Source organism: Achromobacter sp. MUI-25009338, from assembly GCF_057359325.1.
In genome coordinates this window covers 4,189,101-4,211,994 of sequence record NZ_CM170627.1, presented here as the reverse complement: position 1 = coordinate 4,211,994, position 22,894 = coordinate 4,189,101, and the positions used below count along the sequence as shown (strand labels likewise).

Here is a 22,894-nt window from a genome sequence, read left to right as displayed (position 1 = left end):
AATCACACCGGGAATCGCGGAGGCTGTTTGATTAAAGTAAAACAGGTTCCGCAGCCGGTGCTGCAAGTTGTCGATAGTAACGCGCTTCGGCCTCGGCCGGCGGGATGTCGCCGATCGATCCTAGCAAGCGTTGGTGGTTGAACCAAGACACCCATTCCAACGTGGCGAGCTCCACAGCGGCCTTGGTTTTCCAGGGTGTCCTGCGGTGAATCACTTCCGTTTTGTAGAGACCATTGATCGTCTCGGCCAGCGCGTTGTCGTATGCACTTCCAGTGTTGCCGACAGACGGATTGATGCCGGCTTCACCCAGGCGCTCGGAATAGCGAATGGACACGTATTGCGACCCGCGATCCGAATGATGAATAAGGCCGTCTGCCTGACTGGGGCGACGGTCGTACACAGCTTGCTCAAGCGCATCCAAAACGAAGTCCGTCGTCATGCTGCTGGAGGCGCGCCAGCCGACAATCCGTTTGGCATAAGCGTCGATAATAAAGGCCACATACAGCCATCCTTGCCAAGTGGAAACGTAGGTGAAATCCGCTACCCAGAGCCGGTTCGGACGGTCCGCCTCGAATTGGCGTCGGACCAGATCTTGCGGGCAAGCCGCTGCGCTATCGGGCACCGTCGTGCGAACCCGCTTGCCACGACGCACCCCTTCAATGCCCAGGTCGCCCATCAGGCGTTCGACCGTACATCGTGCCACGCGAATGCTCTCGCGATTCATCTGCTTCCAGACCTTCCGAGCACCGTAGACGCGAAAGTTCTGCTCCCAGACCCTATAGATCTGAGGGCGCAGTTGTTCGTCCTTCTGGGCGCGCTGACTACGCAGCTGCGGCTGCCGACACCGGGCGGCGTAGCGCCTGTAGGCTGACGGGGCGACCTGCAACACCTTGCAGATCGGCTCGACCCCGTATCGATCCCGGTGTTGATCGAGATAGGCGTTTACTTCTTCAGTTCGCGGTCGAGCGCCGCCTGGGCGAAAAAAGCGCTCGCCGACTTCAGAATCTCGTTGGCTCGGCGCAATTCGCGGTTCTCCTTCTCTAACGCCTTGAGACGTTCGCGCTCTTCTGTCGTTACGCCGGGGCGGGTCCCGTTGTTGACTTCCGATCGCTTAATCCAATCCAGTAGGGTCGTCGGTGTGCAGCCGATCTTCGGTGCAATAGACTCGACAGCCGCCCACAGCGACCGGTACTCATCACGATGCTCCTGGACCAGGCGCACCGCGCGTTCACGTACCTCAGGGGAAAACTTGTTGTTCTTGCTCATGGCTCCATTCTCTCAAGAAATGAAGCCTCCTCAAAACCCGGTGTGATTCACGTGCAGGATGTCGATGCCGGCGCGCTTCTTGAACAGCTCGCCGGCCAGGTGCGACGAGGTGCCGGGCCCGAACGTGGCGAAGGTCAGTTTGCCCGGGTGCTGCTTGGCGTAGGCCACCACGTCCTGCGTGCTGGCGAAGGGCCGCTTCGGGCTGGACAGTAGCACCAGCGGCCCCACGCCCACCATGCCGATGCGGGCGAAGCTGTCGGGATCGTAGGGCAGGTCCTTGTACAGGTAGCGGTTGGTCACCAGCGTGGAGTTGGTGGCCATCAGGATGGTGTAGCCGTCGGGCGCCTCGCGCGCCACGAACGCCGCGCCGATGGAGGTGCCGGCGCCGGCCTTGTTCTCGACGATCATGGGCTGGCCCAGCGTCTTGGCCATGCGCTCGGCCAGCACCCGGGTCAGCACGTCGGTGGCGCCGCCGGCCGGGAAGGGCGAGATGACCTTGATGGGGCGGGACGGATAGGTGTCGGCCTGGGCGCTCAGTGCGGCGGCGCCGAGGACCAGGGTAGCCAGCAATTTGAAGCTCGTGCGCATCATGTGTTTCCCCTTGGTTCGCGTACGGGTGTGGATGGCCGGCCGCGGGCCCGCTTGTCATCCGGGCCGGCATGCTTTAAATTCCGAACTATGGAATTTTATTTTGTTATTCGAAATAAACTATAAAAACGAAGCGAATAGAAATGCAATCTTTTTCTGACGCCAGGCGCATCGCGCATCCCGCCGCCAAACCCGACGGCAAGGTCGAGCTCAGCCTGCCCGCGCGCCGCAAGCGCGCCGCCGGCGCAGGAGAGGGCGCCAATTCGCCGGACTTCATCACCGCCCTGGCGCGCGGGCTGGAGGTGCTGCGCTGCTTCCGCCACGGCGTGACCGCGCTGGGCAACCTAGACCTGGCGCGGCTGACCGGCCTGCCCAAGCCCACCATCAGCCGCATCACCTACACGCTGACCGAGCTGGGCTATCTGCGCTATCACCCCGACACGGGCAAGTACTCGCCCGGCTACGGCGTGCTGGCGCTGGGCTTCGGCCTGCTGGCCGGCCTGGAGGTGCGCGAACTGGCCAAGGCCTCCATGACGGAGCTGGCCCGCGCCACGGGCGCGGCCGTCGCCCTGGGTGCCTTCGACGGCGACGCCATGACCTACGTCGAGGCCATCCACGGCTCGTCCGCGCTCTATCTGCGCCTGCCGGTCGGCTACCGGGCCAGCCTGGACAGCGCCATGGGGCGGGCCTACCTGGCCAGCCTGCCGGCGCCGGCCTGCGACGAAGCGCTGGCGCGGCTGGGCGAGGCCGCGCCGCCGGCCGCCGCCATCGAGCGCGCCCGCGCGGAACTGCGCGAGTCGGGCTGCTGCTACGCCATCGGCGAGTGGCAGTCGGGCATCCACGCGGCCGCGGTGCCGTTCGCCTCGGTCACGGGCGAGGGCGTGTTCGTCATGAGCTGCGGCGGCCCGGCCGGCCTGCTGCCCGAGGCGCAGCTGCGCACGCAGGTGGCGCCCCTGCTGCGCGCCGCCGTCGCGGGGCTGGCCGGAACCCCCGCCTGAAATGCGTGCCGCGACAGGGTTTGGGTATCTCGTACAATTCACGGATTGATCCACCCCTAGCGTCCTCGGAGACCCGTTTGGCCCACTCCCCACAAGCCGACCCGCAGGTCGATGACTCCTCCTTGCCCCAGGATTTCGAAACGGCGCTGGCCGAACTCGAAGCGCTGGTCGCGGCCATGGAAGACGGGTCGTTGCCGCTCGAGCAATCGCTGGCCGCCTACAAGCGCGGCGTGGCGCTCACGCGGGTCTGCCAGGAGCGTCTGGCGCAGGCCGAGCAGCAGGTGAAGGTCCTGGAGGGCGACCTGCTGCGCCCGCTGGACCCGGCGGCGCTGGATGACGAATAAGAACCGATGAAGCAAATACAACTCCCCTTCCCGGAGTGGCTGCAGGGGCGCGTGCGGCACGTCGAAGACGTGCTGGACGATCTGCTGCCGCCCGCGGACGCGCTGCCGGCGCGCCTGCACGAAGCCATGCGCTACGCCGTCCTCGGCGGCGGCAAGCGGGTGCGGGCCGCGCTGGTCTATGCGGCGGGGCAGGCCTGCCCGGTCAGCGGCAGCGTCCTCGCCATCGAGGCTTCGCTGGACCGCGCCGCCGCGGCGGTCGAACTGATCCACGCCTATTCGCTGGTGCACGACGACCTGCCCTGCATGGACGACGACACGCTGCGCCGCGGCCGGCCCACCACCCACGTGCAGTTCGACGAGGCCACCGCCATGCTGGCCGGCGACGCGCTGCAGCCGCTGGCGTTCGACCTGCTGGCTTCCATGCCGATCGCGCCGGCGCTCATCGTGCAGGCGACCCAGTCGCTGGCGCGCGCCGCCGGCAGCCAGGGCATGGCGGGCGGCCAGGCCATCGACCTGTTCAGCGTCGGGCGCGCGCTGTCGCGCGACGAGCTCCAGACCATGCACAGCATGAAAACGGGCGCCATGCTCGCGTGCAGCGTGGCGCTGGGCGGCATCGTGGCGGGCGCCAGTTCGGCCACGCGCCAGGCGCTGGACGCCTATGCGCAGGCCGTGGGCCTGGCGTTCCAGGTGGTCGACGACATCCTCGACGTCACCGCCGACAGCGCCAGCCTGGGCAAGACGCCGGGCAAGGACGCGGCCGAGAACAAGCCCACCTACGTATCGCTGCTCGGGCTTGACGAGGCGCGGGCATTTGCTGAAGCATTGCGCGAGGACGCGCTGGCCGCGCTGGCGCCGCTGGGCGAGGGAGGCAAGCGCCTGGCCGAGCTGGCCGACTTCATCGTCCTTCGGGACCGCTGAGCCGAGACTAGCCCGGACGGCAGGCAGTCCGGGCCAACGAACCGAATAAAAGCATGACGACAGATTTACTGGACCGCATTCAATCCCCGGCAGACCTCAAGCGCCTGGATCGCCGCGAGCTGAAAAAGCTTGCCGACGAGCTGCGGGGCTTCGTGCTGGAATCGGTATCCAAAACGGGCGGACACCTGTCGTCCAACCTGGGCACCGTCGAGCTCACGCTGGCGCTGCATCAGGTGTTCGACACGCCCCATGACCGCATCGTCTGGGACGTGGGCCACCAGTCCTATCCCCACAAGATCCTGACCGGCCGCCGCGCCGGCATGGCCCGCCTGCGCCAGCAGGGCGGCATCTCGGGCTTTCCCAAGCGCAGCGAGTCCGAGTACGACGCCTTCGGCACCGCGCACTCGTCGACCTCCATCTCGGCCGCGCTGGGCATGGCGGTGGCCTCGCGCAACGCCGGCGTGCAGCGCCAGCACATCGCCGTCATCGGCGACGGCGCGATGTCGGCCGGCATGGCCTTCGAAGCCATGAACAACGCCGGCGTCACGCCCAACATCAACCTGCTGGTGATCCTGAACGACAACGACATGTCGATCTCGCCGCCGGTCGGGGCGCTGAACCGCTACCTGGCCCGCCTGATGTCGGGCCGCTTCTACGCGGCGGCCAAGAACGTCGGCCGCGCGGTGCTGCAGCACGTGCCGCCGGTTCTTGAGCTGGCGCGCCGCTTCGAGGAGCACGCCAAGGGCATGGTCACGCCGGCCACGCTGTTCGAGGAATTCGGCTTCAACTACGTCGGCCCCATCGACGGCCACGACCTGGACGCGCTGGTGCCGACCCTGCAGAACCTCAAGGCCCTGCAAGGCCTGCAGTTCCTGCACGTGGTGACGCGCAAGGGGCAGGGCTACAAGCTGGCCGAGGCCGACCCGGTGCTGTATCACGGCCCGGGCAAGTTCGACCCGGCCGTCGGCATCCAGCAGTCCAAGGCGCCCGGCAAGCGCACCTTCACCCAGGTGTTCGGCCAGTGGCTGTGCGACATGGCCGAGCAGGACACCCGCCTGGTCGCCATCACGCCGGCCATGCGCGAAGGCAGCGGGCTGGTGGAATTCGAAAAGCGCTTCCCGCAGCGCTATTTCGACGTCGGCATCGCCGAGCAGCACGCCGTGACCTTCGCCGCCGGCATCGCCTGTGAAGGCCAGAAGCCGGTGGTCGCGATCTACTCCACCTTCCTGCAGCGCGGCTACGACCAGTTCATCCACGACGTCGCCCTGCAGAACCTGGACGTCACCTTCGCGCTGGACCGCGCCGGCATCGTCGGCGCCGACGGCGCCACCCATGCCGGCAACTACGACATCGCGTTCCTGCGCTGCGTGCCGAACATGGTGGTGGCCACGCCTTCGGACGAAAACGAAACGCGCCTGCTGCTGTCGACCTGTTACCAGTATCCCGGCCCAGCATCGGTGCGCTATCCGCGCGGCGCGGGCTGCGGCGCCGAGCCCGCGCCCGGCCTGGACACCGTCGAGCTGGGCCGCGGCGTGGTGCGCCGCGAGGGCGCCCGCATCGCCATCCTGGGTTTCGGCACGCTGGTGCAGGCCGCGCTGGGCGCGGCCGAGAAACTGGACGCGACCGTCGCCGACATGCGCTTCGTCAAGCCCATCGACCGCGACCTGGTGCTGGACCTGGCGGCTCGCCACGATGCATTGGTCACGATCGAGGACGCCTCCGTCATGGGCGGGGCCGGCAGCGCGGTGCTGGAAACGCTGAGCGCCGCCGGGGTGCAGATTCCGGTGCTGCAGCTGGGCCTGCCCGACGAATTCATCGACCACGGCGAGCAGTCGGCGCTGCTGGCCGGCATCGGCCTGGACGCGGCCGGCATCGAACGCTCGATCCGCGCGCGCTACGCCGACCTGCTGGGCTGAGGCCCGGTCCGCGGACCGGGGCGGCATGCCCGGGTCCGCGGATGAAACACTCTGTTCCGGCCCCGTCAACCTACCCGGCAAAGGGTTTTCACTGGCGAATGCGGCCTTATGGGCGATAATGGCCCCCTTCATCTAGATTCCCAGGCTCCCAGCATATTGACGGCTGTACGCCTGGACAGGTAAGCCGAAATGAATTCTCCGATCGACCCCGCCATCGTGATGCCCGACGTCCAGAGCTCGGCGGACACCCGGCACATCCCGATCCAGCGCGTGGGTATCCGTGGCGTGCGCCACCCCATGCTGATCCAGGGCGGCGATGGCGCGCCCCAGGGCACCGTGGCCAACTGGACCCTGACCGTGGCGCTGCCCGCCGAAGAAAAGGGGACGCACATGTCCCGCTTCGTGGCGCTGCTGGAAAAATACCGCAGCACCCCCATGACGCCGGCCCTGTTCCGCGCCATGGCGGCCGACATGCTGCCGCTGCTGCACGCCGAGCGCGGCGACATCACGGCGGCCTTCCCGTACTTCATCAACAAGTCCGCCCCGATCTCCGGCGTGCAGAGCCTGCTGGACTACGAAGTCCAGTGGATCGCCCGCGCCCAGGGCGCGGAGGTCGAGTTCGAACTGGTCGTGCAGGTGCCCGTCACCAGCCTCTGTCCGTGCTCCAAGGCCATTTCCGAATACGGGGCGCACAACCAGCGCTCGCACGTCACCGTCTCGGCCATCCTGGACGGCGACCTGAGCATGGACAGCGTCATCCGCCTGATCGAAGAAGAGGGCTCGTGCGAACTGTGGGGCCTGCTCAAGCGGCCCGACGAGAAGTTCGTCACCGAACGCGCCTACGACAATCCCAAGTTCGTCGAGGACCTGGTGCGCGACGTGGCGGCCCGCCTGAACGCCCATCCCGGCATCGCGCGCTACCGCGTCGAGGCCGAGAACTTCGAATCGATCCACAACCACTCGGCCTACGCCGTCGTCGAAGGCTGAGCCTGCCGTGCGCCATCCGGCGGCCCACGACTGGCCGCTCATTGCGCGGCTGCAGGGCTGGGAATCGCGACTGGCCGGCAACCTGGCCGGCCGCGGCCGTTTCGGCGTCGCGCTCTACGAGTTCTTCCGCTTCGGCGTGAAACAGGCCTGGGCCTGCCTGTTCGGCGGCCTGATGTGCGCGCTGCTCCTGGCGACCTACTGGTGGTACCCCAAGGACGTCTGGCTGGCCCGCTACGACTTCCTGACCCTGGCCGCGCTGGGCATCCAGGCGGCGCTGCTCGCGCTGCGCCTGGAAACCTGGAGCGAGGCCCGCGTGATCCTGATGTTCCATGTGGTGGGCACGGCGATGGAACTGTTCAAGACCGCGGCCGGCTCCTGGATCTATCCCGAGGCCAGCGTGCTGCGCATCGGCGGCGTGCCGCTGTTCACGGGCTTCATGTACGCGGCCGTCGGCAGCTATCTGGCGCGGGTCTGGCGCCTGTTCGACTTCCGCTTCCGGGCGCATCCGCCGCTGCCGGCCACGCTGGCGCTGTCGACGCTGATCTACGTGAACTTCTTCGCCCACCATTTCATCGCCGACTTCAGGCTGCTGTTGTTCGCACTGACGGCGGTGCTGTTCGCCCGCTGCTGGGTGTACTTCCGGATCTGGCGCGACTACCGCCGCATGCCGCTGCTGCTGGGATTCACGCTGGTGGCGCTGTTCATCTGGCTCGCCGAGAACATCGGCACCTTCGCCCATGCCTGGCGCTACCCGAACCAGGCGGCCGGCTGGGAGTGGGTGTCCATCGCCAAGCTGGGCTCGTGGTTTCTGCTCATGATCATCAGCTACGTGATGGTCAGCGTGGTCAACCGGCCGCGGGAAATCGAGGCGGCCGACGCCGGTCCGGCCGCCGCCGCTGTCGGTGAAATGGCCCGTCCCTGATTGTTCACAGCAGGGCGGCTTGATTCCAGCCGCCCAATCGGCGATAATCGAGAGCTTTCTTGCTCGACCGCTGGGTTGGTTTTAAAAAACCCCCTGGCAGCGGGCTGCCCCTTGCGGGCCGGCATATCCCTTTTTTTGAAAGAAAAAAAGCCTTCGTGGTGGAAAGCGCGGAGGTGCGGAAGTGGGGGTTACCGGCCAGCGAGACATCCTCAAGGAGTTTTACTCATGCGTCACTACGAAGTAGTGTTTATCGTTCACCCCGACCAGAGCGAGCAAGTGCCCGCCATGGTCGAGCGTTACCAAACGCTGGTCACGGGTCAAGGCGGCACCGTCCACCGCCTGGAAGACTGGGGTCGCCGTCAACTGGCCTACCCGATCCAGAAGCTCGTCAAGGCTCACTATGTCTGCCTGAACATCGAGTGCGGCCAAGCCACGCTGGATGAGCTGGAACACTCGTTCCGCTACAACGACGCCGTGCTGCGCCACCTGGTCATCAAGACCAAGAAGGCCCAGACCGCTCCCTCGATCATGATGAAGTCGGTCGAGCGCGAAGAAGCCCGCAAGGCTTCGGCGGAAGCGGCCGCGGCTCAGGCCGAGTAAGCAGGGCTCACGCAGAGCTCGTTCCATCTGGTCCCCCCGGTGCCTGGCAGGATGAACAAGCTGGAACTCAGCGCCCGCGTTCTCGAATGCGAGCCTTTGCGCCACACTCCCGCCGGATTGCCAGCGCTGGAAATGCTGCTGGCGCACGAGTCCGAAGTCATCGAAGCCGGCCTTGCGCGCCGTGTGGAACTGACGATCGCGGCCGTGGCGTTGGGCGATCTGGCGCTGCTGTTGAAGGACACCGCCTTAGGGTCCGAATTGCTGGTGCAGGGGTTTCTGGCCCCCGTGCGCAAGGACTCGGTGAAACTCAAGCTGCATCTGCAGCAGGCGCGCAGGATAGCCGGCAGTGCAGGGCGCGACCCGCTGGTGGCCTGAAGGGAATGAGCAAGGGGCGCGATGAGCGCCTTCTGAAAACGGATAGGTTATGGGGATGCGGGCAAGGCCCGGCCCCTCAAACAAAGAGGCACATATCATGGCTTTCTTCGGAAAACGCAAGGAAAAACGCAAATTCACGCAGCAGAACCCGCTCTTCAAGCGCCGCAAGTTCTGCCGCTTCACCGCCGCCGGCGTGGAAGAGATCGACTACAAGGATCTGGACACCCTGCGCGACTTCGTGCAAGAAAACGGCAAGATCATCCCGGCTCGCCTGACCGGCACCAAGGCAATCTACCAGCGCCAGCTGGACACCGCCATCAAGCGCGCGCGCTTCCTGGCCCTGTTGCCTTACACCGATAACCACAACTAATCCGGGGCACTGAAATGCAAGTTATTCTGCTCGAAAAAGTCGTCAACCTGGGTAACCTCGGCGAAGTCGTGCGCGTGCGCGATGGCTACGCCCGTAACTTCCTGATCCCCCAGAAGAAGGCCCGTCGCGCAACCGACGCCGCCATGAAGGAATTCGAAGCCCGCCGCGCCGAGCTGGAAAAGGCCCAGGCTGAAAAGCTGGCCGCCGCTCAAGCCCTGGGCGAGCGCCTGTCCGGCTTCCAGCTGAAGGTCGTCCAGAAGGCCGGCGTCGACGGCCGCCTGTTCGGCTCGGTCACCAACGCCGACGTCGCCGACGGCCTGCGCAAGGCTGGCTTCGACGCCGTCGAAAAGGCCCAGGTCCGCATGCCCAACGGCCAGCTGAAGTCGGTCGGCGAGTTCCCGGCCCAGATCGCCCTGCACGCCGACGTGCTGGTCGACGTGACGGTTCTGGTCGAAGGCGAACTGTCCTAAGCCGGTACCGCAGTGACAAAAAGCCGGCCCGCGCGCCGGCTTTTTTTTTCCCGGCGCGAACCTTTCCTCAGAGGCCTTTTTTTGACCCAGCCACCCGTTCACCAGAACGCCCCTGCCGGCCTGCGAGCCTGGCTCGACAGCGTGGATGCATCGCGTGAACCGTCGGTGCGGGACGTGACCATAGACGGCGTGCGCTGCATCATCAAGCGCCGCCGTCCCAGCCTGGGCCGGGGCCTGGGCTACGTGGCGCGCTATGTCCGCGCCCTGTTCCTGGGTGTGGGCTGCAAGCTGTTCCTGGGGGAGTTTCCGCGCCCCGGCGTGCTGCTGCGCAACGGCCTGGCGCACGAGTCGCAGCGGCTTGCGCAGCTGCTGCAGGCCGGCTGCCGGGTGCCCGAAGTGTGGTGGCAGGAGCAGGATCTGCTCGTGCTGGAATACGTGGGCGAGGACCTGGCCGACCTGATCCGCAACGAGGATTCGACCGCGCGGCTGTGGCTGGCGCGCGCGGCGGCGGCCGACCTGGCCGCGTTCCATGTGCGCGGCATGTGGCACGGCGGCGCGCAGATCCGCAACGTGACGTTGCGCGACGGCGAGCTGTGGCGCATCGATTTCGAAGAAAACATAGGCTCGACCCTGTCGCGCCCGCTGGCCCAGGCCTATGATCTGTTCCAGATGCTGGCTTCGCTGGCGTCGCTGCGCAAGCTGCCGGACGACGACGCCCGCACGCTGGGTAAACTGGCGCTCCAGGTCTACTTCGAACACAATCCGGACCCCGAAGTCAGGGCCCGCCTGACGCGGCTGGCGCGGCTTCTGTGCAGCATCGCCGCGCCCCTGCGCGCCGTGCTGGCGCGCCTGCCCTCGCGCGATGTACAAGGGTTCTTCCGCGTCGCGGACATCCTGCAGCCGTTACTATTGAAGCCATGAACACACCCGCCGATTCCCAGCTCGAATACCTGCGCGTTCCTCCCCACTCCATCGAGGCGGAACAATCGGTCCTGGGCGGCCTGCTGCTGGACAACGCGGCCTGGGACCGCATCGCCGACGTGCTGGTCGAAGAAGACTTCTACCGCCACGATCACCGGCTGATCTGGCACCACATCGCCCGCCTGATCGGGCTGGCGCGCCCGGCCGACGTCATCACCGTGCACGAGTCGCTGGTCAGCGCCGGCAAGGCCGAGGACGCCGGCGGCCTGGCCTACCTGAACGCGCTGGCGCACAACACGCCGTCGGCCGCCAACATCCGCCGCTACGGCGAAATCGTGCGCGAGCGCGCCATGCTGCGCAAGCTGGTGTCGATCGCCGACGAAATCTCCTCGGCCGCCATGAACCCGCAGGGCAAGGAAGCGCGCCAGCTGCTGGACGAGGCCGAGTCCAAGGTATTCCAGATCGCCCAGGAAGGCGCGCGCGGCGCCGCCGGCTTCCAGGAGATCCAGCCGCTGCTGACCCAGGTGGTCGAGCGCATCGACGAGCTCTACCACCGCGAAAGCACGTCCGACGTGACCGGCGTGCCCACCGGCTTCACCGACCTGGACAAGATGACCTCGGGCATGCAGGGCGGCGACCTCATCATCGTGGCCGGCCGCCCGTCCATGGGCAAGACCTCGTTCTCCATGAACATCGGCGAGCACGTGGCCATCGAGGAAGGGCTGCCGGTGGCGGTGTTCTCCATGGAAATGGGCGCGGTGCAGCTGGCGATGCGTATGCTGGGTTCGGTCGGCCTGCTCGACCAGCACCGCATGCGTACCGGCAAGCTCATCGCCGAGGACTGGCCGCGCGTGACCCACGCGGTCCAGCTCATGCAGGACGCCCAGGTCTACATCGACGAGTCCCCCGCGCTCAGCCCCATGGAAGTGCGGGCGCGCGCGCGCCGCCTGGCGCGCCAGTGCGGCCAGCTCGGCCTCATCATCATCGACTACCTGCAGCTCATGTCGGGCAACGGCTCGGGCGAGAACCGGGCCACCGAAGTGTCGGAAATCAGCCGTTCGCTCAAGGGCCTGGCCAAGGAGCTCAACTGTCCGCTGATCGCGCTGTCGCAGTTGAACCGCAGCCTGGAACAGCGTCCCAACAAGCGTCCCGTGATGAGCGACCTGCGCGAATCCGGCGCCATCGAACAGGACGCGGACGTGATCCTGTTCATCTACCGCGACGAGGTCTACAACCCCGATTCGCCGGACAAGGGCACGGCCGAGATCATCATCGGCAAGCAGCGTAACGGCCCCATCGGCACGGTGCGCCTGACCTTCCAGGGATCGAGCACGCGCTTCTTGAACTTCTCCGGCGCGCAGCCGCGCGACATGTACTGATCCTCCGCACCAACAAAAAACGCGCCTCGGGCGCGTTTTTGTTGGGCTGCCGCGGCGTTCAGTCCTTGCCTTCGGGCCGCTTGCCGAAGCGCGCGGCCAGCACGCCGCAGACCATCAGCTGGATCTGGTGGAACAGCATCAGCGGCAGCACGATCGCGCCCACGGCGTGGCCGGCGAACAGCACCTGCGCCATCGGGATGCCGCTGGCCAGGCTTTTCTTGGAGCCGCAGAACAGCAGCGTGATGCGGTCCTCGACGTTGAAGCCCAGCACCTTGCCGGCCAGGGCCGACAGGCCCAGCGCCAGGGCCAGGATCACCGCGCAGCACACCAGCAGGCCGAGCAGGGCCGGAATCGGCGTGGCGCTCCACAGGCCTTCGTTGATGGCCTCGGAGAAGGCCGTATAGACCACCAGCAGGATCGAGCCCTGGTCGACGAACTTCAGCATGGCCTTGCGCTTGTGGACCCAGGCGCCGATCCAGCGGCGCGCGAACTGGCCCAGCACGAAGGGCAGCAGCAGCTGCAGCATGATCTTGCCGACGGCGTCGAACGAGATCGGCGCGCTGCCGGCGTTGGCCACCACCGCGCCCACCAGCAGCGGCGTCAGGAAGATGCCCAGCAGGCTGGAGGCCGAGGCGCTGCACACCGCGGCTGGCACGTTGCCGCGCGCCATCGAGGTGAAGGCGATGGCCGACTGCACCGTGGCCGGCAGGCAGCACAGGAACAGGATGCCGAGGTACAGCTCGGGCGTGACCAGCGGCTCCAGCACCGGCTTGAGCGCCAGGCCTAGCAGCGGAAACATCAGGAAGGTCGCCGAAAAGATGGTCAGGTGCAGCTTCCAGTGCGTCAGCCCCGCGATGACGGCCTCGCGCGACAGGCGCGCGCCGTGCAGGAAAAACAGCAGGCCCACCGCGATATTCGTGATCCAGCCGAACACCTCCACGCCCTGGCCGTGGGCGGGCGCGATGCTGGCGATGATGACGGTGCAGATCAGGTAGAGCGTGAAGCGGTCGGGAAACAGGCGTGCGAGGCGTGACATGAGGGGGATGGGAAGACGGACGAAAAGCGCCGCGGGGGCGCTGGAAACGGGGCGTATTGTAGTCCCGGGCCGTCCGGCTTTCCTGACAGCCAGGTGTCGGCCCGGCGCGCCTCAGGGCGTCATCGCCAGCGCCAGGTCGAATGCCGCCACCAGCGAGGCCTGGTCGGCCACGCCCTTGCCGGCGATGTCGAAGGCCGTGCCGTGGTCCACGCTGGTGCGCACGAAGGGCAGGCCCACCGTCACGTTGACGCCGTGGTCCAGCCCCAGGTATTTCACCGGGATCAGGCCCTGGTCGTGGTATTGCGCCACCACGATGTCGAACTCGCCGCGGCGCGCGCGCATGAATATCGTGTCGCCGGGCCAGGGGCCGCTGGCGTCTATGCCTTCGGCGCGCGCGGCGGCGATCGCCGGCTCGATGATGTCGACGTCCTCGCGGCCGAACTTGCCGCCTTCGCCGGCATGCGGGTTCAGGCCCGCGACCGCCACCCGCGGATGGGCGATGCCCATCTGCCGGCAGGCCCGGTCGGCCAGGCGCATGGCCCGCAGCTCCGCTTGCGGCGTGATGCGCGCGATCACGTCGGCCAGCGCCACGTGTATGGTCACCAGCAGCACGCGCAGCTCGTCGTTGGCCAGCATCATCGCGAAGTCGCGCGTGGCGGAACGGTCGGCCAGGATCTCCGTGTGGCCCGGATAGTCGATGCCGGCGGCGTGCATGGATTTCTTGTTCAGCGGCGCGGTGACGATGGCGCGGATGCGGCCGGCCTGCGCATCGTCGATGGCCGCGCAGACGTAGTCGTAGGCGCCGCGCCCGGCGGCCGCATGGACCTGGCCCAGCGGCAGGTCGGCGGGCAGGGCGGGGCTGCATGCGATGACGTCGATGTGTCCGGCCGCGGCGCTGGCCTGGCCGACCTCGGCGATTTCCTTGATCGTCAGCCTGGCGCCCAGCTGGGCCGCGGCGCGGCGCAACTGGGCCGCGTCGCCATACACCACGCAGGGCGCGCCCAGGCCCTGCGCGCAGGCCTTGACGACGATTTCGGGGCCGATGCCGGCGGCATCGCCCATGGTGATGCCCACGGGCAGGGAGGGGTTCACGGTGCTGGGAATGGGATTGCGTTGCGGATAATGCTACACCCGTTCGCGGGCGCGGCCGGGCTTACTGCTTGCCGTTTTTCGGCGGCTCGATGACGCCGCATTCGAAGGCGACCGTGGCGCGCTTGGAGCCCAGGCCGGTGGCGTGGTTGGAGGTGATCTCCGGCTTGAGCAGCTTGCGTCCCATGGATTCGCAATGCTGCTCGGCGCGCTGCAGCGCCTGGTTCTTCAGCTCCACCCAGGTCAGCAGCTGGCTGCCGGAGCTGTAGGTGACGCTGTAGGTGTCCTTGTCGACCTGCTTGACCTCGCTCATGCTGGAGCAGGCTGCCAGGACGGCGAGCAGGGCGGCGGCGGGGACTAGGCGTACGAGCATGGAAAATCCTGAAATCGGGGCAATCGTCGGAGCAATCGTCATTACACCATTATTTCAGGGCGCGGCGACGGCGCTGCGCCGGTCCAGCTTGCGGCTCAGGACGATGGACGTCTGCGTCTGCTTGACGCCGTCGATCAGGCCGATGCGGTCCAGCAGCTCGTCCAGCTGCTCATGGGTTTCGCAGCGCAAAAAGATCAGGTAGTCGTAGGGGCCGCTGACCGAGGAGACCTCCTCGACCTCGGGCATTTTCTCGAGTTCGCGGATCACGGCGGCAGGGGTCTTGGGCAGCACGCTGATGAAGCAGTAGGCGCGCACCGCGGCCTCTTCCAGCAGGCGTCCCAGGCGCACGCCGTAGCCGCTCACGATGTGCTCGCGCTCCAGCCTTGCGATGCGCGCCACCACGGTGGTGCGGGCCAGTCCCAGCTTGCGCGCCAGGATCGCCGCGGGTTCGCGCGCGTTGGCTTGCAGCAGGCTCAGCAGTTTGCGGTCGATGTCATCCAGTCTCTGGTTCATGGCCTAACCGTCCGACTCCGGCGGAATGCCGCCCTGATAGATGCGCCCGTCGAATTCGAAGCGCGTGATGGTCTTGCGCGCCGCGTCGAAAATGCGGTCGCGGCTGGCGGCGTCCAGGTCGTCGTGGTCGGCGAAGCTGAAACGGCAGAGGTCGATGTCGCTGTCATAGAAGGCGGAGTGCACGTGGCGGCTGACGCCGAGTTCGTGCGCGAAATGCGCGAACTCGCGCAGCTGCTCCATTTCGTGGAAGGCGCCGTTGCGGCTGACCAGCAGCATGCCGAACTTGCGTTCTTCGTCGGCCACCGGTTCGGGGGCCGGCTGCGCGGCGCCGGCGGGTTCGGCGTAGTCGAAGCCCGCGCCCAGCTCGGCCATGCAATCCAGCACGCGCTGCCAGGCCGCTTCGTCCAGGGCCAGGCGCGCGGCCACGAAGAACAGCCGCTGGCGGCCCAGCGCACGCGGCTCGGGCCCGCCGACATAGCTGGACCAGGGCGCGGCCGCATCCAGGCCGGCCAGTTCGGTCATGCGCGCGTCGCTGTATCCCAGCCTGTCCTGCAGGCGCTGCAGGGACTGGGCCGGCGGGGGAACGTAGTTCTGAATGGTCTTCATGAGCGCGCTCCGTTTTGCTCCAGGCGCCGCGCACGCGCGGCCTGCGCCGATTGGGACTACGCTTCATGCTAGCGTGCCGCGCCTGGCTTGCCTAGCGCCAGGGCGCGAGGGGCCATGCTAGGATTTGCGCCGACTTTTTTCGCCAGGAGGCTTACCCATGGATGTCCAGGAACAAATCGCCGTTATCGTCCACACCATCTCGCACCAGGGCGGCCGCATCGACGCGCTGAACGCGACCCTGATGTCGATGCTGCACCTGGCCAAGGCTTCGCCCGGCCTGCGCGAAGCCATCGAGGCGCAGCTGGAGCAGAACTATTCCAGCCTGCTGGCCCGTTCCGAGAACCCGCAATACGTGGCCGGCTTCGAGAGCGTGCGCGACATGGTCAACGCCGCCCTCAAGTAAGGGCCGCGCGCCGGCGCAGTTACCCACAACTTCTGTGGACAAGCCTTGGGATAGCGCGCGCATAGCTGCGCAAATTCCTTTGATTACAAGGGCTTGCCCGCAGCGGTCAAAAGCCGCTCCAGCCGCGTGGCGGCGCCGCAACGCGGCGATCGTCCAAGCCGGGTAATATGCGCCCCCATGCGGAATCAGTATTCATCGGAACGCCGGAGCGCGGCCATTGCGCAGCGCGTCTCGGAAGCGGCAAAACTGGCGGCGTTCGACCCCGGCAAACTCTCGCCCGAAGCGCGCGAGAGCTGGGAACGCATGGGGCATGGCTTCAAGGCCTGGCACGACTTCGACCAGCGCCATCCCATCCTGCGCCGCCTGGCGCGCCTGCCGCTGGTGGGCGCCTGGTATCGCAAGGCGCGCCGCCGCCACGTGCTGCGCGCCAGCGGCCAACTGGTGTTCTGAGCCACGCGCCGCGCTACTTGCGCCGCCGCCTGGCGTACAGGTGGTAGGCCAGCGCGATCAGCGCGCCGATGGCGAGGGCCACCGCCAGCTTGGTCTCGGCGCCGTGCAGCCGCCCCAGCATCGACTCGATGGTCTGCCCGAACGCATAGCCCAGCACGCTGAAGCACAGCGCCCAGATCGCGGCGCCCACCGCGTTGAGCACCAGGAACCGCAGCGCCGGCACCTGCGACACGCCCAGCGCCACCGGTCCCACCGTGCGCAGGCCATACAGAAAGCGCAGCGTCAGGATGAAGCCGTGGGGATAGCGCTCGACCAGGTCCAGCGCCTTGCCGAAGGCCGGCTGCGCGCGGACCCGCGCCACGTAGCGGTGCTCCCGGTAGCGCCGTCCCAGATAGAACAGCAGCTGGTCGGCGGCGAACGAGCCGGCGAACGCGCACAGCATCACGTCGGGCAGGCGCAGCAGGCGCTGGTGCGCCAGAAAGCCCGCCAGCACCACCACGCTCTCGCCTTCCAGAAAGGTGCCGGCCAGCACCGCCCACAGGCCGTAGTCGGCGATGAGCTGATGCAGCGTCGGGTTCATTTGCGCGGCCGCTCGGCCACGATGCGCGCCAGGGTCTGCAGCGCGCGCGTGATCTCGGGCGTGGTGCGCTGCCCGCAACTGATGCGCAGGAAATGCTCGTAGCGCGTGCTGTTGGAGAACATGGCGCCCGGCGCGACCCGTATGCCCTGGCGCAGCGCGCTCTCGAAAACCTCCATGCCGCTGCGCCCGTCCGGCATCTCGACCCACAGCAGCATGCCGCCGCGCGGCATGCTCAGGCGGGTGCCGGCCGGAAAGTGCGCGGCGATGGTCTCGGCGGTCTGGTCGCGCTGGGCCTTGAGATGCCGGCGCAGCCTGGACAGGTGGCGGTCGTAGGCGCGCGAGCCCATGAACTCGGCCGCGGCCATCTGCGCCAGCGGCTCGTTGGGGCGGCTCTGCGCGAACTTGAGCATGGCGATGCGGGCCTTCCAGCGCCCGCCGATCAGCCAGCCCAGGCGCATGCCCGGCGCCAGCGTCTTGTGCATGGACGAGCAATAGATGACGTTGCCGGTCGCGTCCCAGGACTTGGCCGCCGGCAGCGGCGTGTCGTCGTCGGTCAGCGCGCCGTAGGTGTCGTCCTCGATCAGCGGCACCTGCTGGCGCTCGCACAGCGCCACCAGCCGGGCTTTCTCGGCCTCGGGCATGACGCAGCCCAGCGGGTTCTGGAAATTCGGCACCACCACCACCGCGCGGATGTTGCCGTGCGTCTGGAAGGCCAGGTCCAGCGCCTCGATGGACAGGCCGTGCTGCGGGCTGGTGGGAATCTCCAGCGCCCGCATGCCCAGGCTCTCCAGCACCTGCAGCAGGCCGAAGTAGGCCGGCGATTCGACCGCGATGGTGTCGCCCGGCCTGGCCACGGCGCGCAGCGCCAGGTTCAGGGCCTCGATGCAGCCATGCGTGACGATGACGTCGTCGGGCGTCGCATTGATGCCATTGGCCAGCGCCCGCCGCGCCAGCACCGCGCGCAGCGCCGGATGTCCCTGCGGCGGGACCGGATCGACCAGCGCGCGCGGCGACTGGCGCAGCGCGCGCATCATGGCCTGCTTCAAGGCTTCCATGGGATAGGCCTCGGGCACCGCCGCGGCCAGCGCGAAATTGGCGCTGACCGGGTGGGCCTCGCACTTGGCCACGAAGTCCGAGACGCGGTCGTGGATGCCCACGTATTGCGCGGTTCCCAGCGTCTGGCGGATATCCGGCTCGTCCACCGGCGGCATGCTCGCGCGGCGCGGCTTCAGCACGAAATAGCCGGAACGCGGCCGGGCCTCGATCAGGCCGTCGTCCTCCAGCTGGCGGCAGGCCTGCAACGCGGTGGAAAGGCTGACGTGATGGGTGCGCACCAGCGTGCGCACCGAGGGCATGCGCTGCGCCGGGGCCAGTACGCCGGTCTGGATGGCGCGCCGGTAGTGGTCGGCCAGGCGTAGATAGAGCGGTTGCGGGTCCATGCGCCGATCATGCTCCCCGAGGTCGGATGGTAGGTAGGCACAGATTCGCCAAAAGTACACCATAACAGTGGCAAAATCGAGGATCTGCTTCGATACAGAAACCCGGGATGTGTGGCTGTTGCGCATAGCAGCGGGCGCGTAGCCTGTCGTGGTGTCACAGGAGATGCCCATGACCCCGAATTCCGTTGCGGATATCCAGGCCAGCCGCTGGTCGCTGGCCGCCGGCGCGAGCCGCCAGGTGGTGCTGCGCGCCTGCGCCACCGTGGTCTGCGTAAGCGGCAGCGTGCGCGTGGACGAGCCGGTCACCGGCCCGCAGGCCCCGGACGGCCTGCCTCTGGCCATGTCGGCCAGGCTCCACGCCGGCGAGGGCCACGGCCTGGCCTATGGCGGCGTGGCGCGCATCACCGCCATCGACGCGGCCGAAGTGATCTGCCTGGATCGCCCCGGCCTGGCGGCCCGGCTATGGCGGCTGGCGAGCGCGTTTTTGGGGTCGCGGATGGCGCAAAAGCAAAAAAATTCGCTGGGTGCGCTGCACAAGATTTCAAAATGATGTATGATTCACACATCAGACGCGGGGTGGAGCAGTCTGGCAGCTCGTCGGGCTCATAACCCGAAGGTCGTAGGTTCAAATCCTGCCCCCGCAACCAGTTTCAACAAGAAAGCCGCACTCGAAAGAGCTGCGGCTTTTTTGTTTTTGCGCCCGCTTCAGCGCCGCCCCAGCGCGCGCGAGCGCAGATTGTCCAGGAACACCGCCAGCAGCAATATCACGCCGCGCACGATGTACTGGTAGAAGGCCGGGATGTTCAGCAGGTTCATCGCGTTTTCGGCGATGCCCATGATCATCACCCCCACGATCACCCCGGTCATCGTCGCCCGGCCGCCGGCCAGCGAGACGCCGCCCAGCACGCAGGCCGAAATCACCGCCAGTTCCAGCCCCACCGCGGCGTTGGGTTGCCCCGAGGTGATGCGCGACGCCAGCAGGATGCCGGCGATGGCGCAGACCAGCCCCTGCAGCGCGAAGATGCAGATGCGGCTGCGATCGACCCTGACGCCGGCCAGCCGCGACGCTTCCGGGTTGCCGCCGATGGCGAGCACGTTCTTGCCGAACACGCTGCGATTCAGTACGAAGCCGAAGATCGCGAACAGCGCCGCCATCGCCCAGATCGGGGTCGGGATGGTCAGGAACCTGGACAGCGCGATGTTGAAGAAGGCCGGGTCGTTGATGCCCACCGCCCGGCCTTCCGAAGCGATCAGCGCCAGGCCGCGCACGATCTGCATGGTCGCCAGCGTCGTGATGAGCGCATTGATGTGGAACTTCGCGATCACCAGGCCGTTGAGCCAGCCGACAATGGCGCCGCAGGCCAGCGCGGCCGCCGCGCCCAGCAGGATGGAGCCGCTGCCGTTCGAGACCATTACCGCGACCATGCCGGTGAAGGCCACGATGGAGCCCACCGACAGGTCGAAGTCCCGAGCCGCCAGGCACAGCATCATGGTGCAGGCGACGATGCCCACCGTCACCACGGATTGCAACAACCCGAGCATGTTGCGCCCGGTCAGGAAGTTCGGCACGAAAATCGCCACCAGGACGAAAGCCAATACGAAGATGACCAGCAAGCCCTGTTCGCCCAACAGCAGTTTTTTCATCGGGGGAGTTCGCCACGAGTAGGAAGCGGCGGCCCGGCCCGGTCGGGCAGGGCCGCGGCAAGAATCCGGCGCTCGAGGAAATCGCCGCGCGTCAGCTCGGCGTCGATGCGGCCTTCGCACATCACCATCAGCCGGTCGCAGATGCCCATCACCTCGGGCAGTTCCGACGAGACGACGACGATCGCCATGCCATCCTCGGCCAGTTGGTAGAGCAGTTCGTAGATTTCGGATTTGGCGCCCACGTCTATGCCGCGCGTGGGTTCGTCGATGATGAGCACGCGGATGCCCTGTTCCGACAGCCAGCGCCCCAGGATGACCTTTTGCTGGTTGCCGCCCGACAGGTTGACGATGTCCTGGTGGCGCGAAGGCGTGCGCACGCGCAGCTTGCGGATATGGGTTTCGGCGGCCTCGGCCTCCCTGGCGCGGTCGAGCACGCCGAAGCGCGCGCTGTGCCGCCGCGACGAGATGTTGATGTTCTCGGCGATCGAACGGCCCTGAATGATGCCGTCATGCTTGCGGTCCTCGGTGCACAGCGCCAGGCCGGCGCGGATCATGCCGTGCGGCGTATCGGCCTCGACCGGCGTCCCGTCCAGCGCGATGCTGCCGCCGTGGCGCGCATCGGCGCCGTAGATCAGGCGCATGAGTTCGGAGCGGCCGGCGCCGATCAGGCCGAAGAAGCCGAGGATTTCGCCGGCGCGCACCTCGAAGCTGGCCGGCGCCTTGAGCCGCTCGCCCGACAGGCCCTGCACCCGCAGCCGGACGGCGCCCTGCGCGCGCGGCCGGTAGCCCCAGATGTCGCTGATCTCGCGTCCCACCATTTCGGCCACGATCCGCTCGCGCGTCAGCCCTTCCATGTCGGGATGGTGGGCGGCGAGCCGGCCGTCGCGCAGCACGGTCATGCTGCTGCACAGCCGGAAGATCTCGTCCATCCGGTGCGAGACATAGAGAATCGCCTTGCCCTGCGCGCGCAGGCTCTCGATCATCGCGAACAGCACCTCGCTTTCGCGCGAGGACAGCGAGGAAGTGGGTTCGTCCAGCGCGATCACGCGGGCGTCCAGCATGACCGCCTTGGCGATCTCGACCATCTGGCGCTCGCCGATGGACAGCTGCTTGATCCGGCGGCGCGGATCGATGTCGATGCCGGCGGATTCGAGCCGGGCCGCGACCGTGTCGATCATGCGCCGCCGCGAGATCACGCCAGCCCTTGCCGGAAACCGCCCCAGCGTGAGGTTCTCGGCCACGGTCAGTTCGGGAACCAGCTGCAGTTCCTGGTGGATGACGATCACGCCGTTGTCGAAGGCGTCGCCGGTCGAGGCGTATTGCTGCGCTTTCCCGTCGATGGCGATGCCGCCCGCGTCAGCCTGCAGATCGCCCGACAGGATCTTGATGAGCGTGGACTTGCCGGCCCCGTTCTCGCCCATCAGGCCGTGCACCGCGCCTTTTTCGACGCCGAAGCTCACGTCCGACAGCGCCGTGACGCCCGGATAGCTTTTGCTGACGCCGGTGAATTCGAGATAGGCCATGGCTGCTCCCGGATGCGGGCGATGCCGGCTCACCGCCCCGGCCGGCAGGATCATTCGATCCCCAGGTTCTTGCGGACCTGCTGGTAATCGTTGCGGGCCGCCAGCGTGCCCGAGGTCAGGATCAGCGGCTCGGGGGCGGCGCCGCTGGCGATCCATTCGTACATGTTCAGCGCCGTTTCGTAGCCGTGGCGCCGCGGCGAGATGATGACCGTGCCGGCGAAGCCGGTGGGCTTGGGCTTCTTGAATTCGTTGATCGCCGATTCCGCGCCGCCGATGCCCACGGCGATGACGTTTTCCGGCGGGATGCCCACGCTTTCGGTGGCGCGCACGGCGCCCAGCGCGGCCTCGTCGTTCAGGCCGAAGGCGACCCAGCGCTTGATGCCGGGATGGGCGTTGAGCACCGTGGTGGCGGCGTTGAGCGCCGCTTCGGTGTCGGTCTTGGCCTGCGGCGCGTCGAAGATGGACGCCTGGGGGAAGCCGCCGGCCTTCAGGATCGAGATGGCGCCCTCGACGCGGTCGGTGGCGGTGGGCAGCTGGTCGTAGGACACGCGGATGGCGCCGGCCTGGGCGATGTCCCAGCCGCGCCGCTTGATCTCGGCCATGATCGCGTGGCCGACGGTCTCGCCGATCCGGGTGGCCGAGATGCCCATGTGCGGCACCGATGCGAGCGGCGCGCCCGCGGCGTCGACCAGCCGGTCATCGACCGTCATCATCTTCATCTCGTTGGCCCGCGCCTTGGCGACCAGGCCCGGGCCCAGCTTCACGTCCGGGGTGCAGACGATGAAGCCCTGCACGCCCTGCGCGCCGAGGTTGTCGATCGCGGCCATGAGCTTCTCGCCGTCGGCGGCGCCGATCTTGACCAGTTCGAAGCCTTTTTCGGCGGCCGCCTGGTCGGCGAATTTCCATTCGTCCTGGAACCACGGTTCCTCGGGCTGCTTGACGATGAACCCGATCTTCACGTTGCCGGCCTGGGCCGCGCCGACTCCCGCCAGGGGAACGAGCGCCAGCGCGGCGACCAGCAGCGCCTGCTTCAGGAAACGCATGATTTTTCTCCTTCCGTGCTGGACTGCTCGCAGGCCGTCCTGTATGAAAACCGGGTGGATTCATCATATAAATCAAGGCAATAGACATGATGAACGGACTGCGATTCATTAGAGGCAGCAGGGCTTGCAGTGTCAAAGCAA

At 67.2% G+C, this 22,894-nt stretch carries 26 protein-coding genes, 1 tRNA gene, 1 pseudogene and 1 other annotated feature; of the genes and pseudogenes, 16 read left to right on the top strand and 12 right to left on the bottom strand.

Going from position 1 to position 22,894, the window contains the following annotated elements; genetic code table 11:
• Window positions 1-31: 31 nt before the first annotated feature.
• Window positions 32-1,266, bottom strand: a protein-coding gene (locus AC1IQ6_RS20020; RefSeq protein WP_485864893.1) for an IS3 family transposase whose coding sequence is annotated in 2 segments (ribosomal slippage) — window positions 32-987 and window positions 987-1,266 — 1,236 coding nt in all. Because the reading frame shifts where the segments join, the coding sequence is not laid out codon by codon here.
• Window positions 872-988 (bottom strand) — a sequence feature (AL1L pseudoknot). Its footprint overlaps the gene before it by 117 nt.
• Before the next feature lie 36 nt (window positions 1,267-1,302).
• Window positions 1,303-1,857: pseudogene (locus AC1IQ6_RS20015) on the bottom strand (Bug family tripartite tricarboxylate transporter substrate binding protein); the annotation flags it as partial.
• 140 nt (window positions 1,858-1,997) lie between these two features.
• On the opposite strand from AC1IQ6_RS20015, the gene AC1IQ6_RS20010 reads away from it, so the two are divergent.
• The 12 genes from AC1IQ6_RS20010 to AC1IQ6_RS19955 all read left to right on the top strand — a co-directional run bounded on the left by AC1IQ6_RS20010 (window position 1,998) and on the right by AC1IQ6_RS19955 (window position 12,054).
• Window positions 1,998-2,852 (top strand): IclR family transcriptional regulator, encoded by an 855-nt coding sequence (locus tag AC1IQ6_RS20010; RefSeq protein WP_102774789.1) that lies wholly within the window; start codon window positions 1,998-2,000, stop codon window positions 2,850-2,852.
• 77 nt (window positions 2,853-2,929) lie between these two features.
• Window positions 2,930-3,196 carry an exodeoxyribonuclease VII small subunit gene (locus AC1IQ6_RS20005; RefSeq protein ID WP_102774788.1) on the top strand — a complete coding sequence of 89 codons (267 nt, stop codon included), beginning with the start codon at window positions 2,930-2,932 and terminating at the stop codon, window positions 3,194-3,196.
• Between the two features lie 6 nt (window positions 3,197-3,202).
• Window positions 3,203-4,114 carry a polyprenyl synthetase family protein gene (locus AC1IQ6_RS20000; protein WP_111827008.1) on the top strand — a complete coding sequence of 304 codons (912 nt, stop codon included), beginning with the start codon at window positions 3,203-3,205 and terminating at the stop codon, window positions 4,112-4,114.
• A 53-nt stretch (window positions 4,115-4,167) separates the two neighbouring features.
• Window positions 4,168-6,030 carry a 1-deoxy-D-xylulose-5-phosphate synthase gene (gene dxs / locus AC1IQ6_RS19995; protein ID WP_111827009.1) on the top strand — a complete coding sequence of 621 codons (1,863 nt, stop codon included), beginning with the start codon at window positions 4,168-4,170 and terminating at the stop codon, window positions 6,028-6,030.
• A 189-nt stretch (window positions 6,031-6,219) separates the two neighbouring features.
• Window positions 6,220-7,017 carry a GTP cyclohydrolase FolE2 gene (gene folE2, locus AC1IQ6_RS19990; RefSeq protein WP_102774786.1) on the top strand — a complete coding sequence of 266 codons (798 nt, stop codon included), beginning with the start codon at window positions 6,220-6,222 and terminating at the stop codon, window positions 7,015-7,017.
• A gap of 7 nt (window positions 7,018-7,024) precedes the next feature.
• Window positions 7,025-7,939, top strand: a complete 915-nt coding sequence (locus AC1IQ6_RS19985) for a DUF817 domain-containing protein (RefSeq protein ID WP_102774785.1) — start codon at window positions 7,025-7,027, stop codon at window positions 7,937-7,939.
• Between the two features lie 225 nt (window positions 7,940-8,164).
• Complete coding sequence (gene rpsF, locus AC1IQ6_RS19980; protein WP_102774784.1) at window positions 8,165-8,539, top strand: 30S ribosomal protein S6; 375 nt, start codon at window positions 8,165-8,167, stop codon at window positions 8,537-8,539.
• A 51-nt stretch (window positions 8,540-8,590) separates the two neighbouring features.
• Window positions 8,591-8,914, top strand: coding sequence for a primosomal replication protein N (gene priB / locus AC1IQ6_RS19975; RefSeq protein WP_102774783.1), 324 nt, complete (start codon window positions 8,591-8,593; stop codon window positions 8,912-8,914).
• A 97-nt stretch (window positions 8,915-9,011) separates the two neighbouring features.
• Window positions 9,012-9,284: a 30S ribosomal protein S18 gene (gene rpsR / locus AC1IQ6_RS19970; RefSeq protein WP_006218308.1), complete on the top strand. Its 273-nt coding sequence runs from the start codon at window positions 9,012-9,014 to the stop codon at window positions 9,282-9,284.
• Between the two features lie 14 nt (window positions 9,285-9,298).
• Window positions 9,299-9,754 (top strand): 50S ribosomal protein L9, encoded by a 456-nt coding sequence (gene rplI, locus AC1IQ6_RS19965; protein WP_102774782.1) that lies wholly within the window; start codon window positions 9,299-9,301, stop codon window positions 9,752-9,754.
• An 81-nt stretch (window positions 9,755-9,835) separates the two neighbouring features.
• Window positions 9,836-10,675 (top strand): protein kinase family protein, encoded by an 840-nt coding sequence (locus tag AC1IQ6_RS19960; protein WP_209166801.1) that lies wholly within the window; start codon window positions 9,836-9,838, stop codon window positions 10,673-10,675.
• Window positions 10,672-12,054: a replicative DNA helicase gene (locus AC1IQ6_RS19955; RefSeq protein ID WP_006388372.1), complete on the top strand. Its 1,383-nt coding sequence runs from the start codon at window positions 10,672-10,674 to the stop codon at window positions 12,052-12,054. The genes AC1IQ6_RS19960 and AC1IQ6_RS19955 overlap by 4 nt, the downstream gene beginning before the upstream one ends.
• Before the next feature lie 58 nt (window positions 12,055-12,112).
• Here AC1IQ6_RS19955 and AC1IQ6_RS19950 read toward each other — a convergent pair whose 3' ends face one another.
• The 5 genes from AC1IQ6_RS19950 to AC1IQ6_RS19930 all read right to left on the bottom strand — a co-directional run bounded on the left by AC1IQ6_RS19950 (window position 12,113) and on the right by AC1IQ6_RS19930 (window position 15,671).
• Entirely contained in the window at window positions 12,113-13,090 is a 978-nt protein-coding gene (locus AC1IQ6_RS19950; RefSeq protein ID WP_485865206.1) for a bile acid:sodium symporter family protein, read from the bottom strand.
• Between the two features lie 111 nt (window positions 13,091-13,201).
• A complete protein-coding gene (gene pdxA, locus AC1IQ6_RS19945) occupies window positions 13,202-14,182 on the bottom strand; it encodes a 4-hydroxythreonine-4-phosphate dehydrogenase PdxA (protein ID WP_102774779.1) in 981 nt (326 codons plus the stop codon).
• A 61-nt stretch (window positions 14,183-14,243) separates the two neighbouring features.
• Window positions 14,244-14,552 carry a hypothetical protein gene (locus AC1IQ6_RS19940; protein WP_485865205.1) on the bottom strand — a complete coding sequence of 103 codons (309 nt, stop codon included), beginning with the start codon at window positions 14,550-14,552 and terminating at the stop codon, window positions 14,244-14,246.
• Window positions 14,553-14,606: 54 nt separating this feature from the next.
• Window positions 14,607-15,065: an Lrp/AsnC family transcriptional regulator gene (locus AC1IQ6_RS19935; RefSeq protein WP_102774777.1), complete on the bottom strand. Its 459-nt coding sequence runs from the start codon at window positions 15,063-15,065 to the stop codon at window positions 14,607-14,609.
• A 3-nt stretch (window positions 15,066-15,068) separates the two neighbouring features.
• A complete protein-coding gene (locus tag AC1IQ6_RS19930) occupies window positions 15,069-15,671 on the bottom strand; it encodes a hypothetical protein (protein WP_102774776.1) in 603 nt (200 codons plus the stop codon).
• Between the two features lie 157 nt (window positions 15,672-15,828).
• Between AC1IQ6_RS19930 and AC1IQ6_RS19925 the strand changes: the two genes are divergently transcribed.
• Both AC1IQ6_RS19925 and AC1IQ6_RS19920 read left to right on the top strand, forming a co-directional pair.
• Entirely contained in the window at window positions 15,829-16,074 is a 246-nt protein-coding gene (locus AC1IQ6_RS19925; protein ID WP_102774775.1) for a hypothetical protein, read from the top strand.
• Between the two features lie 177 nt (window positions 16,075-16,251).
• Window positions 16,252-16,524 (top strand): hypothetical protein, encoded by a 273-nt coding sequence (locus AC1IQ6_RS19920; protein ID WP_246842550.1) that lies wholly within the window; start codon window positions 16,252-16,254, stop codon window positions 16,522-16,524.
• Between the two features lie 13 nt (window positions 16,525-16,537).
• On the opposite strand, the gene AC1IQ6_RS19915 is transcribed toward AC1IQ6_RS19920, so the two are convergent.
• Both AC1IQ6_RS19915 and AC1IQ6_RS19910 read right to left on the bottom strand, forming a co-directional pair.
• A complete protein-coding gene (locus tag AC1IQ6_RS19915) occupies window positions 16,538-17,104 on the bottom strand; it encodes a DedA family protein (protein WP_485865204.1) in 567 nt (188 codons plus the stop codon).
• A complete protein-coding gene (locus AC1IQ6_RS19910; protein ID WP_102774773.1) occupies window positions 17,101-18,543 on the bottom strand; it encodes an aminotransferase-like domain-containing protein in 1,443 nt (480 codons plus the stop codon). The genes AC1IQ6_RS19915 and AC1IQ6_RS19910 overlap by 4 nt, the downstream gene beginning before the upstream one ends.
• Before the next feature lie 169 nt (window positions 18,544-18,712).
• Between AC1IQ6_RS19910 and AC1IQ6_RS19905 the strand changes: the two genes are divergently transcribed.
• Both AC1IQ6_RS19905 and AC1IQ6_RS19900 read left to right on the top strand, forming a co-directional pair.
• Window positions 18,713-19,093 (top strand): hypothetical protein, encoded by a 381-nt coding sequence (locus tag AC1IQ6_RS19905; RefSeq protein ID WP_102774772.1) that lies wholly within the window; start codon window positions 18,713-18,715, stop codon window positions 19,091-19,093.
• A gap of 20 nt (window positions 19,094-19,113) precedes the next feature.
• Window positions 19,114-19,190: transfer RNA gene (locus tag AC1IQ6_RS19900), tRNA-Met, on the top strand.
• A 58-nt stretch (window positions 19,191-19,248) separates the two neighbouring features.
• Here AC1IQ6_RS19900 and araH read toward each other — a convergent pair.
• The 3 genes from araH to AC1IQ6_RS19885 are packed head-to-tail and all read right to left on the bottom strand — an operon-like array spanning window position 19,249 to window position 22,753.
• A complete protein-coding gene (gene araH / locus AC1IQ6_RS19895) occupies window positions 19,249-20,187 on the bottom strand; it encodes an L-arabinose ABC transporter permease AraH (protein ID WP_485865203.1) in 939 nt (312 codons plus the stop codon).
• Window positions 20,184-21,710, bottom strand: coding sequence for an L-arabinose ABC transporter ATP-binding protein AraG (araG, locus tag AC1IQ6_RS19890; RefSeq protein WP_485865202.1), 1,527 nt, complete (start codon window positions 21,708-21,710; stop codon window positions 20,184-20,186). The genes araH and araG overlap by 4 nt, the downstream gene beginning before the upstream one ends.
• Window positions 21,711-21,760: 50 nt before the next feature.
• Complete coding sequence (locus AC1IQ6_RS19885) at window positions 21,761-22,753, bottom strand: arabinose ABC transporter substrate-binding protein (protein WP_479730251.1); 993 nt, start codon at window positions 22,751-22,753, stop codon at window positions 21,761-21,763.
• Window positions 22,754-22,894 lie beyond the last annotated feature (141 nt).

What these genes read in the sequence shown, in the direction of transcription:
- AC1IQ6_RS19905 (WP_102774772.1), top strand. Translation starts at nt 18,713, where the DNA reads ATGACCCCGAATTCCGTTGCGGATATCCAGGCCAGCCGCTGGTCGCTG.
- AC1IQ6_RS19930 (WP_102774776.1), bottom strand. Translation starts at nt 15,671, where the DNA reads ATGAAGACCATTCAGAACTACGTTCCCCCGCCGGCCCAGTCCCTGCAG.
- AC1IQ6_RS19955 (WP_006388372.1), top strand. Translation starts at nt 10,672, where the DNA reads ATGAACACACCCGCCGATTCCCAGCTCGAATACCTGCGCGTTCCTCCC.
- folE2 (WP_102774786.1), top strand. Translation starts at nt 6,220, where the DNA reads ATGAATTCTCCGATCGACCCCGCCATCGTGATGCCCGACGTCCAGAGC.
- araH (WP_485865203.1), bottom strand. Translation starts at nt 20,187, where the DNA reads ATGAAAAAACTGCTGTTGGGCGAACAGGGCTTGCTGGTCATCTTCGTA.
- AC1IQ6_RS20010 (WP_102774789.1), top strand. Translation starts at nt 1,998, where the DNA reads ATGCAATCTTTTTCTGACGCCAGGCGCATCGCGCATCCCGCCGCCAAA.
- AC1IQ6_RS19925 (WP_102774775.1), top strand. Translation starts at nt 15,829, where the DNA reads ATGGATGTCCAGGAACAAATCGCCGTTATCGTCCACACCATCTCGCAC.
- AC1IQ6_RS19940 (WP_485865205.1), bottom strand. Translation starts at nt 14,552, where the DNA reads ATGCTCGTACGCCTAGTCCCCGCCGCCGCCCTGCTCGCCGTCCTGGCA.
- araG (WP_485865202.1), bottom strand. Translation starts at nt 21,710, where the DNA reads ATGGCCTATCTCGAATTCACCGGCGTCAGCAAAAGCTATCCGGGCGTC.
- rpsF (WP_102774784.1), top strand. Translation starts at nt 8,165, where the DNA reads ATGCGTCACTACGAAGTAGTGTTTATCGTTCACCCCGACCAGAGCGAG.
- AC1IQ6_RS19935 (WP_102774777.1), bottom strand. Translation starts at nt 15,065, where the DNA reads ATGAACCAGAGACTGGATGACATCGACCGCAAACTGCTGAGCCTGCTG.
- AC1IQ6_RS19920 (WP_246842550.1), top strand. Translation starts at nt 16,252, where the DNA reads ATGCGGAATCAGTATTCATCGGAACGCCGGAGCGCGGCCATTGCGCAG.
- dxs (WP_111827009.1), top strand. Translation starts at nt 4,168, where the DNA reads ATGACGACAGATTTACTGGACCGCATTCAATCCCCGGCAGACCTCAAG.
- rplI (WP_102774782.1), top strand. Translation starts at nt 9,299, where the DNA reads ATGCAAGTTATTCTGCTCGAAAAAGTCGTCAACCTGGGTAACCTCGGC.
- AC1IQ6_RS19885 (WP_479730251.1), bottom strand. Translation starts at nt 22,753, where the DNA reads ATGCGTTTCCTGAAGCAGGCGCTGCTGGTCGCCGCGCTGGCGCTCGTT.
- AC1IQ6_RS20000 (WP_111827008.1), top strand. Translation starts at nt 3,203, where the DNA reads ATGAAGCAAATACAACTCCCCTTCCCGGAGTGGCTGCAGGGGCGCGTG.
- priB (WP_102774783.1), top strand. Translation starts at nt 8,591, where the DNA reads ATGAACAAGCTGGAACTCAGCGCCCGCGTTCTCGAATGCGAGCCTTTG.
- rpsR (WP_006218308.1), top strand. Translation starts at nt 9,012, where the DNA reads ATGGCTTTCTTCGGAAAACGCAAGGAAAAACGCAAATTCACGCAGCAG.
- AC1IQ6_RS19910 (WP_102774773.1), bottom strand. Translation starts at nt 18,543, where the DNA reads ATGGACCCGCAACCGCTCTATCTACGCCTGGCCGACCACTACCGGCGC.
- AC1IQ6_RS19915 (WP_485865204.1), bottom strand. Translation starts at nt 17,104, where the DNA reads ATGAACCCGACGCTGCATCAGCTCATCGCCGACTACGGCCTGTGGGCG.
- AC1IQ6_RS19950 (WP_485865206.1), bottom strand. Translation starts at nt 13,090, where the DNA reads ATGTCACGCCTCGCACGCCTGTTTCCCGACCGCTTCACGCTCTACCTG.